This window comes from Sphingomonas sediminicola (genome assembly GCF_049991885.1).
GTDB classification, from domain to species: domain Bacteria; phylum Pseudomonadota; class Alphaproteobacteria; order Sphingomonadales; family Sphingomonadaceae; genus Sphingomicrobium; species Sphingomicrobium sediminicola.
This window is the reverse complement of sequence record NZ_CP178916.1, coordinates 470,352-490,414: the sequence shown is the minus strand read 5'-3', so window position 1 is coordinate 490,414 and position 20,063 is coordinate 470,352. Positions and strand designations below refer to the sequence as shown.

Genomic DNA, 20,063 nt, shown 5'->3' with positions numbered 1-20,063 from the left:
AACAAGCTTTCGTCGCAGCTATTCCTCAAACCGTCCGGTGGACTCCCGATCGCGGTCGTAACGCCTCTTGAGCGGAAACTCCGGAAGCCAATGTTCGCGGCGGATCGTCCAGAGTTCGTAGGTCGGCATCAGCTGATCAGGAGCATCCAGCGAGCCAAGGCTCACTTCTACCTCGTCCCCGCTTCGCCCGAAAATGGATGAGCCGCAGCGAGGGCAGAAGAAGCGCCCCGCATAATCGCGTGTCTCGCCTTCGATCGTGACCGCATCCTCCGGGAAGATCGCGGAAGAATGAAAGAGCGCGCCGTGATGCTTGCGGCAGTCGAGGCAGTGGCAAATGCCAACCCTGTACGGTGCTCCGGACGCGGTGATCCGGACATCTCCACAAAGGCAACCACCGGTGTATCGGTCCATGCTGTGTCCCCTGAGTTCCAGGACGACGGCCTGCGGGGGCGATCAGCCCTCCGCGGCTTCAACCCTCGCCAGGATTGCACCCTCGGTGACTTGAGAGCCAGCCTGCGCTCCCAATTCGGTGACCTTGCCGTCGAAAGGCGCGGTCAATCCGTGCTCCATTTTCATGGCTTCGAGGGTCAACAAACGTTGCCCTTTTGTAACTGTTTCACCCTGTGAAACTTCGACCGCCGTGACCTTACCGGGCATGGGTGCGGTGATCACACCGTCGGCGACACCATGCCCGCCAACGCTTCCCCGGGCGGTCAGCTCGAACTCGTAGGCATTGCCCTCATAGAAAGCGACGACGCGCTCATCGTCACGAAAGCCCGACACCGCCGCGAACTCGCCCTCGTCCGGCGATGCGGTCCGGAACTCGCCGTGGCGGCCAAGCGCCACCCCGGTGTGCGCTGGCGCATTGAGGCGGAAGCCGACGAGACCACCGATCGACTCTTTTCCTTCGTCGATCGCTAGGGCAATTGCCGCGGCTCCGCGGCGGATCGCGTCGTCCGGCTCGGCATCCGGAACCAGATCTTCGAGGTGACGCTCGATAAAGCCGGTATCGATGTCGGCCGCGCCGAATTCCGGCTGAAGCAGCGCGTTGAACAAGAAGCCGGCGTTGGTCCTGACGGGCCAGACCTCGACCTCATCAAGGATCGCGGCGAGCTCAGCGATTGCTTCCGCGCGGTCATCGCCGCGCGCGACCAATTTGGCAATCATCGGATCGTAGAATGGCGAGATCGCATCGCCTTCCTCGACGCCGGTCTCGATCCGGCCTTCGTCACCGAGATCGAAATGATCGAGCGAGCCCACACTTGGCAGGAAACTCTTCGCGGGATCCTCCGCATAGAGCCGCGCTTCGATCGCCCAGCCGTTGATCGACAGCTCGTCCTGGCTTTTTGGAAGCTTCTCGCCCGACGCAACGCGGAGCTGCCATTCGACCAGGTCCTGCCCGGTGATCTCCTCGGTCACAGGATGCTCGACCTGCAGCCGCGTGTTCATTTCCATGAACCAGATGCGATCGCCCTTCAGGCCCTCGCTGGCGTCGGCGATGAACTCGATCGTCCCGGCGCCTTCGTAATTCACGGCCTTGGCCGCGCGAACCGCCGCGCCGCAGACCGCCTCCCGCGTCGCTTCGTCCATGCCGGGCGCGGGCGCTTCCTCAATCACCTTCTGGTGGCGGCGCTGGAGCGAGCAGTCGCGCTCGAACAGGTGGACGACATTGCCCTTGCTGTCGCCGAACACCTGCACCTCGATGTGGCGCGGCGAGAGGATGTATTTCTCGATCAGCACGCGGTCGTCGCCGAACGAACTGGCCGCCTCGCGCTTGCAGCTTTCGAGCGCGTCGTCGAAGTCCTTAGCCGCGTCGACACGGCGCATGCCTTTGCCGCCGCCGCCCGCGACCGCCTTGATCAGCACAGGATAGCCGATCGCACTGGCTTCCATCTTGAGGACGTCCGGCGACTGATCCTCGCCGTGATAGCCGGGTGTCACCGGAACGCCCGCGTTCGCCATCAAGGTCTTGGCGGCGTCCTTCAGACCCATGGCGCGAATGCTGTCCGGCTTCGGCCCGACCCAAATGAAGCCGGCATCGATGACTGCCTGCGCGAAATCGGCATTCTCGGAGAGAAAGCCATACCCCGGATGGATTGCCTTCGCCTTGGTCGCCATGGCCGCTGCGATGATCTTCTCGCCAACGAGGTAGCTCTCACGCGCCGGGCTTGGCCCAATGTGCACCGCCTCGTCGGCCATGCGCACGTGCAGCGCCTTGGCATCCGCGTCCGAATAAATCGCGACGGTACGGATCCCGAGCCGCCGCGCAGTCCGGATGATGCGGCAGGCGATCTCGCCGCGGTTGGCGATGAGCAGCGACTTGATCACTCGGCGGCCACCCGCATCGGCTCTTCCGCTTCGAGTGGCTTGAGGCCCAACTTGGCGAACAATGCCGCGTCGGAATCATCGCCCGCATTTGGCGTCGTCAGCAGCCGGTCGCCGGTGAAGATGCTATTCGCGCCGGCGAGGAAGCAGAGCGCCTGCGTGCTCTCAGACATGCTCTCACGGCCGGCCGAGAGGCGAACCATCGACTTCGGCATGGTGATGCGCGCGACGGCGACCGTGCGGACGAACTCGATGTCATCGATCGGCTTCTCGTCGCCCCACATGTCGCCGAGCACCGTACCCTTTACCGGTACCAAGGCATTGACCGGGACGCTCTCCGGATGACGCGGGAGGGTCGCGAGCGCGTGGATGAAGCCGACACGGTCCTCACGGGTCTCACCCATGCCGACGATCCCGCCGCAGCAGACCGCCATGCCCGCCTTGCGCACTTCCTCCAGCGTATCGAGCCGCTCCTGGAACGTCCGCGTCGTGATGATGTCGCCGTAATGCTCCGGCGAGGTGTCGATGTTGTGGTTGTAATAATCGAGGCCGGCGTTCTTCAGCGCCCTCGCTTGGTCGCCGGTCAGCATGCCGAGCGTCATGCAGGTCTCGAGACCCATCGCCTTAACTTCGCCGACCATTTGCAGAAGCGCGGGCATGTCGCGGTCCTTGGGCTCCCGCCACGCCGCGCCCATGCAGAAGCGCTGCGACCCATGCGCCTTCGCCTCGCGGGCGGCAGCGATGACCGCGTCGGCATCCATCAGCTTCTCGGCCTTGAGCCCGGTGTCCGCGTGCGCGGACTGCGAACAGTATCCGCAATCCTCGGGGCACCCGCCGGTCTTGATCGACAGCAAGGTGCACAGCTGCACCTCACCCGCCGCATGATGGTGCCGGTGCACGTCCGCCGCGCGGAACACGAGTTCCGTGAATGGAAGATCGAAAAGCTCCGCGATCTCGGCGCGGGTCCAGTCGTTGCGGGTCATTGGTCCGGACAATCCGTGGTTCGAGAGGAGAAAGTCACGTTCATGATCTTCCACGTGCCGTTATCACGAACGAGGTCGAAGAGGTCGTATCCGCAATTGCTCACCTTGCCGCCGACACGAACGACGAACGGAGCCCAGACCATGGCCACATCGCCATCGATCTCGATGGCAGGGTCGCTGATCCGCTCCTGAAAGCCGGCACCAAGCTGCAAGCGCTGTGAAAACTCAGTCCAGCTTTGCTGCCGAAGTCCGCTGGAATTCGCTCGCGTTCCAGTCGCCGTGACGCGGCCGGCGGGATAAACGTAACGAAGCATTGCCGCGGCGTCGCCACGTTCGAATGCGGCGAACACGGAATTGATTGGAGCGAGGACAGCCGCAGCGTCGCTCTCGGGCGGCGGCAAGGCCTTGGCTGGCGGCAACCCCTGAGCTGCAGCTGCGGCAAGAAATGGAAGAAGTATGGCCATGCTTTGCATCACATCCTGAAGACGCCGAACAGCGGCCGTTCGGGGATCGGCGCGTTCAAACAAGCCGCGAACGCCAATCCGAGCACGTCGCGTGTCTGTGCGGGGTCGATAATCCCGTCGTCCCACAGCCGCGCGGTTGCGTGCCATGGATTGCCCTGCGCTTCGTAATCGTCGCGGATCGGCTGCTTGAAGGCTTCGGCCTCCTCCGGCGTCCATTTGTCGGCGTCGCGGTGGACGGTGGCCAGCACGCTCGCCGCCTGCTCGCCGCCCATCACGCTGATGCGCGAGTTGGGCCAGGTGAAGAGGAAGCGCGGCGAGTAAGCGCGGCCGGACATGCCGTAATTGCCGGCCCCGAAGCTTCCGCCGATCAGCACAGTGATCTTAGGCACGCTCGCGGTGGCGACAGCGGTGACGAGCTTCGCGCCATGCTTGGCGATGCCTTCCGCCTCATATTTCCCGCCAACCATGAAGCCGCTGATGTTCTGCAGGAACAGCAAGGGCGTGCGGCGTTGGCAGGCCAGCTCGATGAAGTGCGCACCCTTCACGGCGCTCTCGCTGAACAGGATGCCGTTGTTGGCGAGGATCGCGACCGGCATGCCCCAGATATGCGCGAACCCGCAGACGAGCGTCGAGCCGTAGAGCGGCTTGAACTCGTGGAATTCGGAGCCGTCCACGATCCGCGCTATGATCTCGTGCACGTCGTAGGGCGCGCGGACATCCTCGGGAATGACGCCGTACAGCTCTTCCGGGTCGTAGGCCGGCGGACGCGGCTCGCGGAGCTCGATGCCTGCGCCCGCTTCCGACTGAAGCGTCGAAACGATGTCGCGAACGATGGTCAGCGCATGCTCGTCATTCTCGGCGAGATGGTCGACTACGCCCGACTTGCGCGCATGGAGGTCGCCGCCCCCGAGATCCTCGGCGCTGATTTCCTCGCCGGTGGCAGCCTTCACTAGCGGCGGGCCGCCGAGGAAGATGGTGCCCTGGTTGCGGACGATGACGCTTTCGTCGCTCATCGCGGGGACGTAGGCGCCGCCCGCGGTGCAGCTGCCCATGACGCAGGCGATCTGGGCGATACCCTTCGAGCTCATCTGCGCCTGGTTGAAGAAGATGCGGCCGAAATGGTCACGGTCGGGGAACACCTCGGCCTGGTGCGGCAGGTTCGCTCCGCCTGAATCGACGAGATAGACGCACGGCAGTCGGTTCTCGAGCGCGATTTCCTGCGCTCGCAGGTGCTTCTTCACCGTCAGCGGATAATAGGTCCCGCCCTTCACCGTCGCGTCGTTGCAGACGATCATCACCTGCCTGCCGGACACGCGCCCGATGCCGGCAATTATGCCCGCGCCAGGGACCTCGTGATGATAGAGATCGAACGCGGCAAGCTGCCCAATCTCAAGGAAAGGCGAGCCCGGATCGAGCAGCCGCTCCACGCGGTCGCGCGGAAGCAATTTGCCGCGCTCGACATGGCGCTTGCGGTGCTTTTCCGGCCCGCCCTTGGCCGCTTCGGCAACGTCCGCGCGCAACTTTTCGACGAGAGCGCGGTTATGCGCACGCCGTGCGCGAAACTCGTCATTGTCCGGGCTGATGCTGGTTTGAAGCTTTGGTGCGCTCATGCCTTGTGAAAGCCCGTTGGTCGAATTTCCCCTGCCGCTCGCCTAGCTGCTGCGGCAGCGCTTGGCAAAACCCCACGAAAGGCCTGGAATGAACCGTACTAAGTTGCTTCTCGTCGCGTCCGCGCTCGCTTTCTCGATTTCCGCCTGCCAGCAAGCGGGCACCGGCACCGAACAATCCGCGCAAGCCCCGGGTACGGAGCTCGGCATCGTCCCGGCGTCGATGGACACGTCGGTAAAGCCGGGCGACGATTTCTTCGCCTTCACCAACGGGAGCTGGGTCAAGAACACGCCGATCCCCGAGGACCGCTCGAACATCGGCGCCTTCTACATCGCCGATCAGGAGCGCGAGCGTCAGACAAAGGAGCTAATCGCCGGAATCCTGAAGTCGAGCCCGGCTGCAGACAGCAACGAAGGTAAGATCGCCAACTACTACAATGCCTTCCTGAACACCGATGCGATCGATAAGGCTGGCCTGAACCCGGCCAAGGCCGATCTCGACGCAATCGGGCGCATTGCCGATAAGAAGCAGCTGAGCGCTGCCATCGGCGGCACGCTTCGCGCCGACACCGACCCGCTGAACGCGACGAACTTCAGGACCGAGAACCTGTTCGGCATCTTCGTGACGCAGGGCCTGAACACGCCGGGCGAGACCCTGCCCTACATCATGCAGGGCGGCATCGGCCTTCCGGAGCGCGAATATTATCTCAGCGGCGACGCCAAGATGGCGGACTTGCGCAACAAGTATCGCGCCTACGTCCAGCAGATCTTGACGCTTGCGAACTATCCGGACCCGCAGGGTTCGGCGCAGCGGATCATGGATCTTGAGACGAAGATCGCCCGCGCCCACGCCACGCGTGAGGAGAGTGAGGACTTCGCCAAGGGCGCCAAGGTCTGGACCCGCGCGGAGCTGGAGAAGAACGCCCCGGGCCTTGACTGGGCAGCGCTCCTCGACGCCGCGCAGCTCGGGTCGGCCCCGAAATTCCAGGCCTATCACTCGACCGCGATTCCGAAGCTGTCGGCTTTGGTCGGTTCCGAGCCGATCCAGGCATGGAAGGACTGGCTGGCGTTCCACACATTGAACCAGCAGGCGGCCGTGCTTCCGAAGGCGTTCCGCGATGCCAGCTTCACCTTCAACGGCACTGCGCTTTCCGGCACGCCGAAGGAGCGTCCTCGCGACCAGTTGGCGATGAACGCGGTCAGCAATGAACTGCCGGACGCGGTCGGCAAGGTTTATGTCGACAAGTATTTCCCGGTCTCTTCGAAAGCCGAAATCCAGAAGATGGTCGAGGAGATCAAGGCTGCCTTCGCCCGCCGGGTCGAAGCGCTCGACTGGATGGCGCCCTCGACGAAGGAAGAAGCGCTGAAGAAGGTGAAGTCGATCGTCGTCGGCGTCGGCTATCCCGACACCTGGCGCGACTATTCTTCGCTAACCATCGGCAGCGACGCCTACGCCAACCAGAAGAATGCGCGCCTGGCAGAATATCGGCACCAGATCGCGAAGATCGGGAAGCCGATGGACCGCGCCGAATGGTGGATGCCGCCCCAGCTGGTGAATGCGGTCAACCTGCCGGTGCAGAACGCACTCAACTTCCCGGCGGCGATCCTTCAGCGCCCCTTCTTCGACCCGAAGGCGGACCCGGCGTTCAACTATGGCGCGATCGGCTCTGTGATCGGGCACGAAATCAGCCACAGCTTCGACAATAACGGCGCCCTGTTCGATTCGACTGGTGCGCTTCGCAATTGGTGGACCCCGGCGGACTTCAAGCGCTTCCAGCAGGCCGGCGACGCGCTCGCCGCGCAGTACGACGCCTACGAGGCGCTTCCGGGCCTGCACGTGAATGGCAAGCTGACGCTCGGCGAGAACATCGCCGACGTGGCGGGACTCTCAGCGGCGTACGATGCCTACAAGCATTCGCTGAACGGCAAGGAAGCACCCGTCATTCAGGGTTACTCCGGCGACCAGCGCTTCTTCATCGCCTACGGCCAGGCCTGGGCGACCAAGATGCGTGACGAGCAACTTCGCCAGCGGATCGCAACCGATGGTCACGCCCCGGGCAATTTCCGCGCGCAAACCGTCCGCAACCTCGACCCGTGGTACACTGCGTTCAAGGTCGGGCCGGGCCAAAAGCTCTACCTCGCGCCCGAAAAGCGCGTGAAGGTCTGGTAGGCAAAGCTATCGGGCTCAAGCGGAGCCCGTACGACGTCGCGGAATATATTCTCGTGACGGCTTCTCATGCTTTCGACCCATTGCGGGCATTCGTGCTGATGGCTCGGAGGCTCAGATTCTTCGATCAGGCGTCGAGCTCGTTGCAAAGCGGGAGTTCATCATAAGGCGGCTTGTATCCGTGGCGATCGTATAAGCTCCGCGGAACGGTGGAGAGCCCGCTAGTTCCGAAATCGACGCGGGCGTATTCTGCCCCGGTCTCTCCGGTCTTCGTCCGGCATATGCCTCTAGCCACGGCGGCCTCCATGCTTTGCGCAAAGCATATAGGAGACACAGGCCAATGTCCGCTTTCCACCCAAAGCAGACATTAGCTCAGGCGCCGACCAACTCCCGTCCGATGAGCATGCGCCGAACCTCGTTGGTGCCGGCGCCGATGTCGAGCAGCTTCGCGTCGCGATAGTAGCGTTCGACGGGCCAGTCCTTGGTGTAACCCGCGCCGCCAAGTGCCTGCACCGCCTCGTTGGCCACCTTCACAGCATTCTCGGACGCGAGCAGGATTGCTCCGGCTGCATCGAAACGAGTCGTCTTGCCCGCATCACACGCCTTCGCGACCTGGTAAGCGTAGGCGCGCGAGCTGTTGAGCGCGACGTACATGTCGGCGACTTTCGCCTGCATCAGCTGAAACGTGCCGATCGGCTTGCCGAACTGCTTGCGCTCGCGGACGTAGGGCAGGACGACGTCGAGGCAGGCCTGCATAATCCCGATCTGGATTCCGGCGAGAACGGTCCGCTCGTAATCGAGGCCGCTCATCAACACCTCGACGCCCTTGTTCTCCTCGCCGAGCACGTTCTCCGGCGGGACAAAGCAGTCGTCGAACACCAGCTCGCTGGTCGGCGAGCCGCGCATTCCCAGCTTGTCCATCTTCTGGCCGATCGAGAAGCCTTCCATGTCCTTTTCGATCAGGAAAGCGGTGATGCCGCGGCTGCCCTCGCCCGTCTTGCCGTAAACGACGAGCGTATCGGCGTAGGCGCCGTTGGTGATCCAGAATTTGGTGCCGTTTAGGCGATAGCCGTTGCCGACCTTCTCGGCCTTCAGCTTCATGCCGACGACGTCGCTGCCCGCGGTCGCCTCGCTCATTGCAAGTGCACCGACATGGTCGCCGCTGATCAGCTTGGGCAGATAGCGCTTCTTCTGCTCGTCATTGCCCCAGCGGCGGATCTGGTTGACGCAGAGGTTCGAGTGGGCGCCGTAGCTGAGCCCTACCGACGCCGAAGCCCGCGCAATTTCCTCCTGCGCGATAACATGTTCGAGATAGCCAAGACCGAGTCCGCCATATTCTTCCTCGACGGTTATTCCGTGAAGCCCGAGCTCGCCCATCTGCGGCCAGAGGTCCTTCGGAAATTCGTCTTTCTCGTCGATTTCCGCGGCGATCGGCGCGATCTTGTCGCTGGCGAAGCGCTGCGTCGTCTCACGGATCGTGTCCGCCATTTCGCCCAGGTCGAATTCGAGCCCGCCTTCGGACATGCTTCTCTCCTCTTGGGGCGAGCGCCTAGCACCCGCATTGAGGTTTGAACAAGGAAGCCCGCAGTCTTATGTGCAGCGCAACAATCCGACTCCGGAGCAAATTCCATGGCCACCACCGCAGACGATCCGACCGTAATCCTCTCGATTGCACGCACGCCGATGGGCTCAATGCAGGGCGCTCTCGCCGATGCCTCGGCGACCGATCTCGGAGCGACGGCAGTGAAGGCGGCAGTGGAGCGCGCCGGCGTGTCCGGCGAGGACATCGATCGCATCTACATGGGCTGCGTGCTTCCTGCCGGCCTCGGCCAGGCTCCCGCCCGCCAGGCAGCGATCAAGGCCGGCCTTCCGAAGTCGGTCCAGGCGACGACGGTCAATAAGGTCTGCGGCTCTGGCATGCAGACAGTGATCATGGGCGACGAGGCCCTGTCGGCCGGCAACGCCAACTTCATCATCGCGGGCGGCATGGAGTCGATGACCAACGCCCCGTACCTGCTGAAGAAGCACCGCTCGGGCGCGCGCATCGGCCACGACACGGCCTATGACCACATGTTCCTCGACGGCCTCGAGGATGCGTACGAGGAAGGCCGCGCGATGGGCAGCTTCGCCCAGTGCACCGCCGACGAATATCAGCTGACGCGCGAGCAGATGGACAATTACGCCATCGAGAGCCTCAGCCGCGCCAAGGCCGCTATCGACAATGGCGGCTTCAAGGACGAGATCGTCCCGGTCACCATCAAGAGCCGGGCCGGCGAGACGATCGTCGACACCGACGAGGCTCCTGGCCGCGGCCGTCCGGACAAGATTCCTCAGCTGAAGCCGGCCTTCTCAAAGGAAGGCACGATCACCGCGGCGACAAGCTCGTCGATTTCCGACGGCGCGGCAGCGGTCGTCCTTACGCGTGAGAGCGTCGCCAATGCCAAGGGCCTCGAACCGGTCGCGCGCATTGTCGCCACCGCCGCCCATGCCCAGGAGCCGGCGCAGTTCACCGTCGCACCGATCGGCGCGATCGAGAAGGTGCTCGCCAAGGCCGGCTGGAAGGCCTCCGACGTCGACCTGTGGGAAGTGAACGAGGCGTTCGCCTGCGTCGCCATGTTCGCGATGAAGGACCTCGGAATCCCGCACGAGAAGATCAACGTCCACGGCGGCGCGACCGCTCTCGGCCACCCGATCGGAGCCAGCGGCACGCGCATTCTCGTGACCCTCGTGAACGCGCTGAAGGGCAAGGGTCTGAAGCGGGGCGTTGCGAGCCTCTGCATCGGCGGCGGCGAAGCGACCGCCGTTGCGGTGGAACTGGTCTAAGCAGAAGACTCGCTGCGGGCTCTCGCAACTGGTAAGTCGCGCCCTACATCAAGGGGAGAGAAGCCGTGAAGAAACTCGTGTTGATCGTCGGCATCGCAGCACTCGCAGCTTGCGGTCAGAAGGAAGCTGCGCCCGCAGAGAACGCGGATATGAACGCCGCTGAGGCCAATATGGAAGCGCCGGCTGCGACTCCGGCCGCGTTCCAGCTCAACGAGACGACCTGGACGTTCACCGACAAGGACGGGCAGAAAATTCAGGAATCGGTGGACGCCAACGGCAATTACATCGCCAATTCTGGCGACAAACACGTCGATCACGGCACTGCGGTCATGAAGGACGACAAGGCCTGCTTCACCAGCGCCATGAACAAGGACGGCGAGACCTGCTGGACGACGAAGCCCCTAGAAATCGGACAGTCGTTCGAAACGACCAGCGACAAGGGCGAGAAGCTGACCGTTACGCGGGTCGCTTACACCCCGCTGACGATGCCGGCGGGCTAAATACTCGAGATGGCGAAACGCGGGCCTATTTCGGGCCCGCGTAAGCCATGCACTCCAGCTCCAGCTCCGCGCCGAGGGCGAGACCGTTCGCACCGAACGCGCTGCGCGCCGGCAGCTTTCCGGCAGGGAAGTAAGGCACGTAAACGGCGTTGAACGCCGGCCAGTTCTTCATGTCGGCGATCATCACCGTGCACTTGAACACGTCGCTCCAGCCGAGGCCCCTGGCCTTCAGCGCGCCGCCGATATTCTCCATAGTCTGCTTGGCCTGGCCCTCGAAGGTCGGTGGCAGCTTGCCGTCAGCCTGGATGCCGATCTGACCGGAAAGGTAAAGTACGTCGCCCACGCGAACCGCGGTCGAAAATGGCGCAGGACGCCCGTTCAGTTCCGGCGCGGGGAAATATTCGACGGCGGGGCGCTGGGCCCGAGCATTCACAGCCGTGGCGCCGAGCAGCGCAACCAAGGCAATCGCATATTTCATTCCCGCCTCCCCGTTCAGTCGATGACTTCGCCCTCGCTCACGCCCCAGATGTCTGAGACGCGGATATAGCCTTCGCGCTTTCCGACCGCGATGTGACACCAGCCGTTGCCGCAATGCTCGATGTGTCCGACCACGCCCTGTTCGGCGTTGAAGCGCACGCGGCTCGCCCCATCCGCCTTCGCGTGAATCGGACGCGGATCGCCGGGCTTCACGATCGCCGTGCGGCGGTCGCTGAGCAGCGACACGAGCATCCAGCCCTGTGTGCCCTCGGGGTCCTCGATCATGCGCCAGTTCGGATAGGTCTTCACGACGCGGATCGGCAGGTCGCGACGCTTGTAGAGCCAGATACCGGGATAATTGCGCCCCGGGCCGGTGCGCATCATCGCTTCGCCCGACGCGATCGAGGCCCAGTAGGGCGGTTTCTTGTCCTGCGCGACGGCCGGGACGGCCAGACTCAACGCGACTAACGCCAACAGCCCCCGTCTCACGAAGATCACGCTCCCGTCAGGATCCTGTCCACCAACTGCTTCACCGTGGGGACGAAGCCGTTGGAATAGAACGGGTCGGTCTTGAAGCGGAAGGCCGCGTGACCCGCGAACATCAGATTTTTCTCGACAGGACCGCCATGTGCGATGTCCTGCAGCGTCTTCTGGATGCAGAAGCTGCGCGGATCGGCGAGCCGACCGGTCGAGTTCTTCTCATTGTCCGCCCAGGACGAGAAAGAGCACTGGCTGAGGCAGCCCATGCACTCCGCCTGGTCGTGGCGGATCTGGTTCTTCTCATCCGTCGTGACGAAGATCAGCGTCTCGTCGGGCGTCTTCAGCGCCTCGGTATAGCCGGCGGCAAACCACTCGCGCGCGTGCTGCAGGTCGCCCTTGGTGACCCAGTAACCGCGCTTCTTGCCGACGCCGACATCGAGCTCGAAATGATGGTCGCCGAGCGGCTCCTTGGTGAAAGCGATCTGGCGATGCGAGCGCTCCTCGAGCGCCCGCAGGAATGGGTTGCGGACGGCCGACGAATAGAAGCCGGTCGGCGAGAAGCGGTGAAGAAGGACATCGCCCTCTTCCAGGTTCATCAGCCGCGCCTTCCACTCCGGCGGGATCGGGCTTTCCTGCGTCAGCAGCGGGCGCGTTCCGAACTGGAAAGCGACCTGGCCGAGTTCCGGATTGTCGATCCAGTTCTCCCATTCGTCGAGACGCCAGACCCCGCCGGCCATGACGATCGGGACGCTGTCGGCGATGCCATTCTCACGCATTGTCGCGCGCAAGGCCGCGACGCGCGGATACGGGTCCTGCGGAGCGCGCGGGTCCTCGGCGTTCGAAAGCCCATTGTGCCCGCCTGCCAGCCACGGATCCTCGTAAACCACTGCCGCGAGCCAATCCGCAGCCTTGTGATAGGCGCGCTTCCACAGCGCGCTGAACGCACGCGCGGAGCTGATGATCGGAAGATAGTTCACACCGTAGGACGCTGCGATCTCGCTCAGCTTGTACGGCATGCCCGCGCCGCAGGTGACGCCGGTGACGAGACCCTTCGTGCGCTCCAGGACGCCATGAAGGACGCGCTGTGCGCCGCCCATTTCCCAAAGGACGTTGATATTGATCGCGCCCTTGCCGCCGGCGAGATCGTAGGCGCGCTGCACCTGCGCGACCGCGCCGTCGATGGCGAACTTGATCAGCTCCTCGTGGCGTTCCCGCCGGGTCATACCCTTGTAGATTTGCGGGATTATCCGGCCTTCGGGATCATAGCTGTCGGCATTGACCGCTGAGACCGTTCCGACTCCGCCGGCAGCCGCCCATGCGCCCGAGCTCGCGTGATTGGTCGCCGAAACGCCCTTGCCGCCCTCGATCAGTGGCCAAACCTCGCGGCCACCGTAAAGAATGGGCTGCAGCCCCTTGAACAACTCGTCTCTCCCGTTTCGCGCGCTATATAGGCCCTGTTGCGGACATTTCTGCAAAAATCCACCGATTCACGGACATAACGAAACGGGCCGGGAATCGCTTCCCGGCCCGCCTTGCTTGTCATTCTGGGATTTGGCTTAGCAGCGGCCCTTGGCAACCTGGCTGCCGACGACCGCGCCGAGAGCGCCGCCGATCAGAGCACCGGTCGTGCGATCGCCGGTCCGATAACCGTAGCGATCGCGCCCGCTTGCAACCTGCGATCCGACGACCGCACCCAGCGCACCGCCGACGAGCGCGCCGGTGGTCGAGTTACCGCAGCGGTATCGGCTGCCGTAGTAGTTGTTGCTGTAGTAGCCGTTGTTGTAGCCGCCGCCATAGTAAGGCGAACCGTACGAGCTGTACCCACCGTAATAGGGCGATCCGCCGTAGTAGCTGCTGCCGTAGTACGGCGAGCCGCCATAGTAGCTCGAACCATAATAAGGGGAGCCCGAGTAACGCGACCCATAGTAGCGCGTGCCCGAATAGCGCGACCCGTAATAAGGCGACGACGATACGTAACGCGTGCGGACAGGCGCGCCACCGTAGTAGGACGAGCCGTAATAGCGCGCCTTCTGGGCTCGCTTCTGCGCCTTCTTCCACGACTTCTGGCCATGATCCTTGGCCGACGCGACGGTCGGAGTGACAACCATGGATGCCGCGGCAAGCGCGAGCAGGGAATTCCTCAACATCGAAATACTCCTCGAATACGCGGCCACGCTCAAAAGGCGCGGCGTCTTGACGCCACCTGCTGCGCGTTATGGGCTGTCTGCGTCCTGAATGAGGTTGTCAGGAATTCGGCAGCTGGAGCGAGTAGTCGAGGCCGATGTCGACGGATGGGGCAGATTGAGTGATCCGTCCGACGGAAATGTAATTCACTCCAGTCTCGGCGATGGCGCGGATGGTGTCGAGATTGACCCCGCCCGACGCCTCCAGCGGCACGCGCCCGGCCACCAGCGCCACTGCTTCGCGAAGGACCTGCGGAGACATATTGTCCAGCAGCAGCCGGTCCGCGCCCGCCTCGAGCGCTGGCTCGATCTGGTCGATCCGGTCGACCTCGACCTGGACCGGAAAGCCGGTATCCGCGGCCTTTGCAGCACGCACGGCCTGCGCGACGCCACCGGCGACTGCAACGTGATTGTCCTTGATCAGAAGCCCGTCATCGAGCCGCATCCGGTGGTTCTCGGCGCCGCCCATCCGCGCTGCATATTTCTCGAGAAGGCGGAGGCCAGGAATGGTTTTCCGCGTGTCGAGGAGGATTGCGCCGGTCCCTGCGATCCTGTCGACATATTGGCGCGTCAGCGTCGCAATCCCCGATAGATGCTGAAGCGTGTTGAGCGCCGATCGCTCGGCGCCGAGCATTGCGCGGGCATTGCCCTCGAGACGAAGCAGGTCGTTGCCCTTCTCGACGCTGTCCCCGTCCTTCACGAGCTTCTCGAAACGCACGTCGCGGTCGAGTGCCCGGAAGAAGGCAATCGCAATGTCGAGACCGGCAATGGTGATCGGCTGACGGCAGTTCATTTCCGCAGTGAAGCGAGCTTCAGCACCGATCGTCGCGGCCGATGTGATGTCGCCGCCCGAGCCCATATCTTCGGCAAGCACGCGGCGGACGAACTCGGTCACATCGAATTGGGGATCAACGGCCATGAGGCGGCTCTAAGCGAGCAGCCGCCACGTCGCTAGTGCGCGGGCTCGTCGTGCGTCGTTTCCGCGCCCGCCAAGCGCCAATGGTCGCCGTCCAGCTCGAATCTCTGGGCCGTGCTGGACTCGAACTTTTCGCCGCTCCAGGTCTGAAGCGTCAGCGTGACGCCTTCCGCCTCGATATCGATCCGGTTGAAGCTTTGTTCTTCGTCGCGCAACCGGGTCGACGTCGCCGTTCCCGCCTGGACGACAAGCGCTGGGCCAGCGCGAGTAACGAGGTCGCGAGCGCTGTGGGTCGACGCAGTGTGATGATGGCCCGCAAGCAGCATGTCGACGCCGGCGTCCGCCGCTGCGTCAAGTGCGAGTTCGCTTCTCCCGGCGGCTCGCTCCACGTCGCCCGTCTCGCCCACCGGCAAGGCGAACAACGGGTGGTGGGTAACGAGCACTCGCAGCGAATTGGGATTGCTGCGGTCGAACGTCTCCCGAATGAACTTCAGCTGCTCGTGACTGATCCGGCCGTCCTTGAACGTCAGCGACCGCGCCGTGTTGATCCCGAGCAGGCTGACTCCGGGAAGCTCGTGAAACGGGCAAAGCGTCTCGTCGATGAACCGCCTGTAGCGCGTCAGCGGGGACAGGAATCGGCGGAAGACGTCGTACAGCGGCACGTCGTGATTGCCGGGCACCGCGAGCACGTCATGGCCGGCCTCGCGCAGTCGGTCGAGAAATTCGCAAGCTTCCTTGAACTGCTCGATCCGCGCGCGTTGGGTGAAGTCCCCGCTGATGACGACGAGGTCGGGCTTCTCCTCGTCAACGCGCTGCGCGACGGCCTCGACAAGTTTCGGGTCATGCGCACCGAAGTGCAGGTCAGACAAATGGATTAGGCGAGCCATTGAACAGCAACGCGCTGGCGACGCCACGGTTCACCGCTTAAACGACAGTCATGGATCGGACCGAGGCGAACAGCGGCACACGGGAAGTTTCCGAGCGGCTTCGCTTCGACGAAGCTGCCCTGGATCGCTGGCTATCCGAGCATATCCCCAATGGCGCGCACGGCGGACCAATAAAGGTCAGCCAGTTCAAGGGCGGGCAATCCAATCCAACCTACCGGATCGACACGTTCCGATCCGCATTCGTCCTCCGGCGGAAACCACCGGGCACGCTCCTGCCTGGCGCTCATGCTGTTGAGCGCGAATACCGCGTGCTTGCAGCGCTCGGAGCGCAGGGTTTTCCGGTCCCGAAAGTCTACGGGCTGTGCGAAGACGAGAGCGTAATCGGCACGGCTTTCTACGTCATGGACATGGTGCCGGGACGGATCGTCTGGGAAGCGCATTTCCCCGGCATGAGCCGCGAGGAGCGCGCCGCGCACTTCGATGCGATGAATGCAACCATTGCACAACTCCACGGCTACGATCCTGAAGCGGTCGGGCTGGGCGACTATGGCAAGGCGACCGGCTTCGTCGAACGCCAGGTCGCGCGCTGGTCGAAGCAATACCTCGGCGACACGGACGCGGGGCGCGTCCCCGCCATGGACAGGCTTGTAGACTGGCTCGGCAAGCATTTGCCGCCTGACAGCGGCCGCTCCAGCGTCGTCCACGGCGACTATCGCTGCGACAACATGATCTTCGATGCGGAGACACCAGTGGTCCGCGCGGTGCTCGACTGGGAGCTGTCGACGCTCGGCGATCCGGCGGCCGACTTCACCTACCACCTGCTCATGTACCGAATGCCCGGCGGGCCGAACTTCAGCGGGCTTGCCGGTCTCGACCTCGAAGCGCTCGGCATCCCGTCGGAGAACGATTACGTCGCCGCCTACTGCCGCCGGACCGGTCGCGATCATTTGCCCAACAAGGATTATCTGATCGTCTTCTGCCTGTTCCGGCTCGCCGCCATTCTCCACGGCATCAAAGGCCGCCTCGCGCGCGGCAATGCGTCGTCAGCGCATGCGGCGCAGATGGTGGAGCGGCTGGAACCGCTGGCCGAACTCGCTCTGTCGGAAACGCGGAATGCTCGGCTTTAGGGGGCGGCGCGAATGTCCGCTTTCGACCCAAAGCTGACCCGAGCCGTTGGCAGCGTGAAGATCAAACGCCCATTAACTGCCGCGCCGTCGCGTGCCACCACGGTGTGTCCCACAGCAGGTTGATCAGGACTGCCGTCGGCACATAGACCGCCAGCCAGATCCCGTAGGCCTCGTGCACCCGCCGATTCCGGATCACATCCCAGACGAACATCGGGGATGCCGCGAGCAGCACATAAAGCTGCAGGGAAATCGGACTCCCGGGCATCGTTTCCGGCAGCGCCGTGATCCTTACAATCCCCGCGGCCAGCGGAATTGCCGTGGCGAGAAACATCATCCGCTTGTGAAGCCCCGCATTGCTCAGGCGAGCCTTGAAGGCGATGGCCAGGAAAAGCGGAAACAGCAAACCAACCTGAATCTGCATCAGCATGATGTCGTCCAGCTCCGATGCGCGCTCCAGCAACCTCTCACGCATCGCGGGCGGCCCGAAGTGCGCGCCCTGCCACACCTGGTGATAGATCGTCGGGACGAGCACCAGACCTACGGCCACCAGGAGAGTCGCTAGCAAGAACCCGAGCACGCCAAGCCGCATGTGATATTCGCGCCGACCCGTCGCCATCAGCCAGGACTGCGCCAACAGCGTCAGCAGGAAAGACCCCATCACCACCGCATGCATGTGCAGCACCAGCGGGAACGGCGGGCGAGCCCCCGCCTGGACCATGCCCACCTTCATGATCGAATCCGGGATGAACCCCGTGAGTACGATCGCGATGAACCAGCCCGCCATGACCACGAAGATCCAGCGGTCCAGCGCATGCGCCCGCGGCGTCCCGGACAATAGGTCCGGCCGGCGCTCCTTAAGCGAAAAGCGGTCTGCAACAGTCGCCATGGCTTGTCCCCCTCGCCTCTCTCGACTGGCCTTGGTCTGTATCACAACATTCGAACGGCGACACGCGCCTTGCCAGTGCCGCTTAGTTCCCCGGTTTGAAGCCATGCACGCGAGGGCTGGCCAACTCTCTCGGTTCGCCCCATTGGTAACATAAGCCGAGTGTCAGCTTTCGACCCATTGCGGACATTAGGGTCGACCGTCATTCTCGCCGCATGCTTTACCTCGCACTCAAAGCGGCACTTTCAGGTGTCCTGATCGCCATAATCTCAGAAGTCTCAAAGCGTTACCCAGGCATAGGCGGTCTGATTGCATCGCTGCCCTTGGTTTCCGTCCTCGGCATGATCTGGCTTTGGCGAGATAAGCCCGACGTTGAGAACATGGCGTCGCACGTCGAGGCGACCTTCTGGTTTGTTCTTCCGTCCCTGCCGATGTTCCTGCTCATTCCGTGGCTCCTGCGGAATGGGACATCGTTCTGGTTGGCGCTGCTAATCGGTTGTGCGGCGACAATCGCTTTCTATTCGGCAATGATTGCCATCGGACCGAAGTTTGGGCTGCGGCTCTGAAACGTCCGCTTTCCATCCGAGGCAGTGGCCCCGATACGAATACGGGTTGCGGAACGGACCCGATCGCTGCTTCTGGGGATGAATGTCGCTGGTCCAACCTGCTGGATTGACCGGAACCCTCGAGGCACGGCGCGGAGACCTTCGCCGGTTCCTGATTGCGAGGACAGGCAGCGAGGCTGATGCAGACGATCTGCTGAGCGAGCTCTGGATCAAGGCCAATTCGGTCCAGCCGGGTCCGGTCTCCAATCCGGGCAGCTACCTTTTCAAGATGGCCAATAATCTCGTACTCGACAGGCTTCGCGAAACCAGTCGCCGCCAGCGGCGCGAAGGCGACTGGATCGCAGAGCAACGCGGCAGCCACGCCCTCGTGGAAGAGCCCGCCGATCCGGCGTCCAGCGCCGAGAAAATGCTCATCGAACGGGACGAGCAGAATCGGCTGACTGAAGCGATCGACCAACTGCCCGCCGGGGCCCGCCGCGTGCTCCGAATGCATAAGCTGGAAGGGCTCGGCCATGCCGAGATCGCCGCTCAACTGGGGATAAGCAAAAGCGCCGTCGAGAAGCATATGGCCTTGGCCATGGCGCATCTCCGCAGAATCCTGACGACTGAGGCGGAGCCCGGTCCGCGGCGTCTAGAAATCAACAAGGGAGGTCCGGCCGAGGGAGGCAAGGACTTGAAATCATGAGCATCGACCGGATCTACGAAGAGGCCGCCGGCTGGCTCGTTCGCCAGCAGGATGACGCCATGGACTGGCAAGGCTTCACCCTTTGGCTGGAAGCCGACCCGCGCCACCGCGCCGCCTATGACGATCTGGCATTGCTCGATGCCGACCTCGATACTTTCGCGCAAAGGTTTGAAGTTAACCGGACGGTGCCAGCGCCCGTCGCCGCAAACGACGCTGAGCCCGTGCGCTGGAAGCGATGGGCGGGCGTAGGCGGTGGCGCTCTGGCTGCTGGCCTGGCGCTAGCCTTGGTGCTCCAGCCAGCGACATCGGACATTCGGGCCCAGGACTATCGGTCGGCTCCGGGCAAGAGCGCCCAGGTCGCTCTGGCTGACGGCGGCCATGTCGTGCTCGCGCCGGACAGCCACCTTCGGGTTCGAGGTGGGGATATTACAATTGAGGGGACGGGATACTTCGACGTTCCACACAGGCCCGGGCGCACGCTCACCGTCAACGCCGGCGATTTCCAAGTCACCGACATCGGAACGCGCTTCTCGGTCGCGAACGAGGTCGAAGGAGTCAGCGTCGAGGTTGAGGAAGGAGCCCTCTCGGTCTCATCGCAACGGCTGGGATCGCCGATAGCTTTGCATGCGGGTCACGGCCTGCATGCCGACCGGTCGAGCGCGACCGTTCAGCTCGTCAGCGTTGAGCCGCAGCGTATCGCGACGTGGCGAAACGGCAAGCTGCAGTTCGATGAGGTACCGCTCGCGCTGGTCGCGCGCGACATCTCAAGATATTCGGGCAGGAAGGTGACGGTCGACCGCGCTATCGCCGGCCAGCCATTCAGCGGAGTGATCGCGATTGACCAAGGTGAGGCCCCTGAACAGACCCTCGCCCAGATCCTGTCGCTCGACATCCAGAGGGTGGACGGCGCTTCTCGCCTTCGGCCTCGTCGCTAGCCAGTTTACGCTCGCTTCCCCCGTTTATGCCGCGACTCAATCAATCAACATCCCG

The 20,063-nt window shown here is 63.5% G+C and carries 20 protein-coding genes; 7 read left to right on the top strand and 13 right to left on the bottom strand.

Features of this window, described 5'->3' with window-relative positions; translation table 11 throughout:
• Positions 1–18 precede the first annotated feature (18 nt).
• The 5 genes from ACMC5O_RS02580 to ACMC5O_RS02560 are packed head-to-tail and all read right to left on the bottom strand — an operon-like array spanning position 19 to position 5,382.
• The gene (locus ACMC5O_RS02580) at positions 19–411 is read right to left on the bottom strand and encodes a GFA family protein (RefSeq protein WP_187707837.1); all 393 of its coding nucleotides are present in this window, start codon (positions 409–411) and stop codon (positions 19–21) included.
• 42 nt (positions 412–453) lie between these two features.
• Complete coding sequence (locus ACMC5O_RS02575) at positions 454–2,328, bottom strand: acetyl/propionyl/methylcrotonyl-CoA carboxylase subunit alpha (protein ID WP_426693213.1); 1,875 nt, start codon at positions 2,326–2,328, stop codon at positions 454–456.
• Entirely contained in the window at positions 2,325–3,308 is a 984-nt protein-coding gene (bioB, locus tag ACMC5O_RS02570) for a biotin synthase BioB (RefSeq protein ID WP_426693212.1), read from the bottom strand. Before bioB ends, ACMC5O_RS02575 begins: the two co-directional genes overlap by 4 nt.
• A complete protein-coding gene (locus ACMC5O_RS02565) occupies positions 3,305–3,772 on the bottom strand; it encodes a nuclear transport factor 2 family protein (protein ID WP_187707838.1) in 468 nt (155 codons plus the stop codon). The genes bioB and ACMC5O_RS02565 overlap by 4 nt, the downstream gene beginning before the upstream one ends.
• An 8-nt stretch (positions 3,773–3,780) precedes the next feature.
• Positions 3,781–5,382 (bottom strand): carboxyl transferase domain-containing protein, encoded by a 1,602-nt coding sequence (locus tag ACMC5O_RS02560; protein WP_187707839.1) that lies wholly within the window; start codon positions 5,380–5,382, stop codon positions 3,781–3,783.
• A gap of 88 nt (positions 5,383–5,470) precedes the next feature.
• Between ACMC5O_RS02560 and ACMC5O_RS02555 the strand changes: the two genes are divergently transcribed.
• Complete coding sequence (locus ACMC5O_RS02555; protein WP_187707840.1) at positions 5,471–7,549, top strand: M13 family metallopeptidase; 2,079 nt, start codon at positions 5,471–5,473, stop codon at positions 7,547–7,549.
• A gap of 369 nt (positions 7,550–7,918) precedes the next feature.
• Here ACMC5O_RS02555 and ACMC5O_RS02550 read toward each other — a convergent pair whose 3' ends face one another.
• Positions 7,919–9,070 carry an isovaleryl-CoA dehydrogenase gene (locus tag ACMC5O_RS02550; RefSeq protein WP_426693211.1) on the bottom strand — a complete coding sequence of 384 codons (1,152 nt, stop codon included), beginning with the start codon at positions 9,068–9,070 and terminating at the stop codon, positions 7,919–7,921.
• Between the two features lie 105 nt (positions 9,071–9,175).
• Here ACMC5O_RS02550 and ACMC5O_RS02545 point away from each other — a divergent pair, with 105 nt between their 5' ends.
• Positions 9,176–10,369, top strand: coding sequence for an acetyl-CoA C-acyltransferase (locus ACMC5O_RS02545; protein WP_187707841.1), 1,194 nt, complete (start codon positions 9,176–9,178; stop codon positions 10,367–10,369).
• Positions 10,370–10,434: 65 nt separating this feature from the next.
• Entirely contained in the window at positions 10,435–10,869 is a 435-nt protein-coding gene (locus tag ACMC5O_RS02540; protein WP_187707842.1) for a hypothetical protein, read from the top strand.
• A 25-nt stretch (positions 10,870–10,894) separates the two neighbouring features.
• Here ACMC5O_RS02540 and ACMC5O_RS02535 read toward each other — a convergent pair whose 3' ends face one another.
• The 6 genes from ACMC5O_RS02535 to ACMC5O_RS02510 form a co-directional block, all read right to left on the bottom strand.
• Positions 10,895–11,347: a RidA family protein gene (locus ACMC5O_RS02535; RefSeq protein ID WP_187707843.1), complete on the bottom strand. Its 453-nt coding sequence runs from the start codon at positions 11,345–11,347 to the stop codon at positions 10,895–10,897.
• Positions 11,348–11,361: 14 nt separating this feature from the next.
• The gene (locus tag ACMC5O_RS02530; protein ID WP_426693210.1) at positions 11,362–11,835 is read right to left on the bottom strand and encodes an SH3 domain-containing protein; all 474 of its coding nucleotides are present in this window, start codon (positions 11,833–11,835) and stop codon (positions 11,362–11,364) included.
• Positions 11,836–11,840: 5 nt separating this feature from the next.
• Entirely contained in the window at positions 11,841–13,247 is a 1,407-nt protein-coding gene (locus ACMC5O_RS02525) for an NAD(P)H-dependent flavin oxidoreductase (protein WP_187707844.1), read from the bottom strand.
• 135 nt (positions 13,248–13,382) lie between these two features.
• Positions 13,383–13,973, bottom strand: coding sequence for a glycine zipper 2TM domain-containing protein (locus ACMC5O_RS02520; RefSeq protein ID WP_187707845.1), 591 nt, complete (start codon positions 13,971–13,973; stop codon positions 13,383–13,385).
• Between the two features lie 97 nt (positions 13,974–14,070).
• On the bottom strand, positions 14,071–14,928 hold the full coding sequence (gene nadC, locus ACMC5O_RS02515; RefSeq protein WP_187707846.1) for a carboxylating nicotinate-nucleotide diphosphorylase: 858 nt from the start codon (positions 14,926–14,928) through the stop codon (positions 14,071–14,073).
• Positions 14,929–14,960: 32 nt separating this feature from the next.
• Positions 14,961–15,812 carry a metallophosphoesterase family protein gene (locus tag ACMC5O_RS02510; RefSeq protein WP_187707847.1) on the bottom strand — a complete coding sequence of 284 codons (852 nt, stop codon included), beginning with the start codon at positions 15,810–15,812 and terminating at the stop codon, positions 14,961–14,963.
• 50 nt (positions 15,813–15,862) lie between these two features.
• On the opposite strand from ACMC5O_RS02510, the gene ACMC5O_RS02505 reads away from it, so the two are divergent.
• The gene (locus ACMC5O_RS02505) at positions 15,863–16,939 is read left to right on the top strand and encodes a phosphotransferase family protein (protein WP_187707848.1); all 1,077 of its coding nucleotides are present in this window, start codon (positions 15,863–15,865) and stop codon (positions 16,937–16,939) included.
• Positions 16,940–17,000: 61 nt separating this feature from the next.
• On the opposite strand, the gene ACMC5O_RS02500 is transcribed toward ACMC5O_RS02505, so the two are convergent.
• Positions 17,001–17,825: a hypothetical protein gene (locus ACMC5O_RS02500; protein ID WP_222949799.1), complete on the bottom strand. Its 825-nt coding sequence runs from the start codon at positions 17,823–17,825 to the stop codon at positions 17,001–17,003.
• A 212-nt stretch (positions 17,826–18,037) separates the two neighbouring features.
• Here ACMC5O_RS02500 and ACMC5O_RS02495 point away from each other — a divergent pair, with 212 nt between their 5' ends.
• The 3 genes from ACMC5O_RS02495 to ACMC5O_RS02485 all read left to right on the top strand — a co-directional run bounded on the left by ACMC5O_RS02495 (position 18,038) and on the right by ACMC5O_RS02485 (position 20,008).
• Complete coding sequence (locus ACMC5O_RS02495; RefSeq protein WP_187707850.1) at positions 18,038–18,388, top strand: DUF3147 family protein; 351 nt, start codon at positions 18,038–18,040, stop codon at positions 18,386–18,388.
• Between the two features lie 82 nt (positions 18,389–18,470).
• Positions 18,471–19,073, top strand: coding sequence for an RNA polymerase sigma factor (locus ACMC5O_RS02490; protein WP_187707851.1), 603 nt, complete (start codon positions 18,471–18,473; stop codon positions 19,071–19,073).
• Positions 19,070–20,008 (top strand): FecR family protein, encoded by a 939-nt coding sequence (locus tag ACMC5O_RS02485; protein WP_426693209.1) that lies wholly within the window; start codon positions 19,070–19,072, stop codon positions 20,006–20,008. The genes ACMC5O_RS02490 and ACMC5O_RS02485 overlap by 4 nt, the downstream gene beginning before the upstream one ends.
• Positions 20,009–20,063 lie beyond the last annotated feature (55 nt).